The following is a 1,101-nucleotide window of genomic DNA, read 5'->3' on the forward strand; positions in this document are numbered from 1 at the left end:
TGCACAACAACAACCCGAAGCCCTTCAAATGGACCAAGTCCGCAGACCAGATCTTGGCTTCCGTCAAACGCTTTTGCCACAAAGCCCAGCAGACTTTATATGGCGAACTTTAGATTCATGTGACTAGGGCGCGGACTCATAACGAGCGGCGAGCCATAGCCGGATAGATGCAAGTTGGATGAAGGCAAGGTAGTTTCCAGCAAGCCTGTCGTAGCGCGTCGCCACCCGACGGCATTGTTTGATCCTGTTGAAGAACCGCTCGACGCGGTTGCGGGCGCGGTAGAGATACGGGCTGAAGCAGATCGGATCGGTCCGATTGCTTTTCGGCGGGATATTGGCCCATGCGCCCTTTTTCATGGCAAGCTCCCTGATCCAGTCAGCGTCGTAGCCGCGGTCGGCGAGCAGCATTGATCCGGATCTCAAACGAGAGAGCAGTTTACCGGCAAGTCGAACGTCGTGCGCCTCGCCAGGACTCAACGCAAGTTGTACCGGTAGACCATTGCTGTCGACCACCGCGTGGATTTTGCTCGTCAGACCGCCGCGTGACCTTCCCATCGATTGACGCCAGTTTCTTGTGATGCAGGCCCCATGTTGATGTACGCGAACAATGGAAGTGTCGATCATCTGCACGGCAGCATCATGGGCGCCGGCCAGTGCGCTCATGAGCTTGGCCCACACGCCGGCCCGTCGCCAGCGAACGAATCGATTGTAGCAAGTGGTGTACGGACCGAAGTTTTCTGGCAGGTCGCGCCATGGCGCTCCGGATCGCAAGACCCAGAAGATGCCGTTGAGGACACGACGGTCATTCACCCGCGGCACGCCGCGCGACTTATTCGGCAACATCGGCTTAATGACGGACCACTCATAGTCCGTGAGTTCGTAGCGCATGATTCGGCCCCTTCCGTTGTGTGGCTTGAATCATGGCTCGGCTGTCGGGCTCAACTGGTCGCTATGCACTCGAAAGCCGACCGATTATGCTCACCTTGAGTTTTGTCGTTCCTGACCCAATGTATGGTCCGGCCGTGCGTAGCAAGAGGTTCGTCGATCAGGTGGTGAGTGGTCTTGCATCAATGTATCCGGCCTTTGATTGGAGCATTCTCT

2 protein-coding genes are annotated in these 1,101 nt (G+C 56.9%); one reads left to right on the plus strand and one right to left on the minus strand.

The features are described 5' to 3' along the window. Positions 1 to 123: 123 nt before the first annotated feature. Positions 124 to 888: an IS5 family transposase gene (locus tag IQ16_RS44970; protein ID WP_014498598.1), complete on the minus strand. Its 765-nt coding sequence runs from the start codon at positions 886 to 888 to the stop codon at positions 124 to 126. A 32-nt stretch (positions 889 to 920) separates the two neighbouring features. Between IQ16_RS44970 and IQ16_RS46415 the strand changes: the two genes are divergently transcribed. Next, a partial coding sequence (locus IQ16_RS46415; RefSeq protein ID WP_208751675.1) for a hypothetical protein occupies positions 921 to 1,101 on the plus strand: 181 nt, incomplete at its 3' end.

Origin of the sequence: Bradyrhizobium huanghuaihaiense, assembly GCF_007830635.1 — a bacterium.
Lineage (GTDB): Bacteria > Pseudomonadota > Alphaproteobacteria > Rhizobiales > Xanthobacteraceae > Bradyrhizobium > Bradyrhizobium huanghuaihaiense.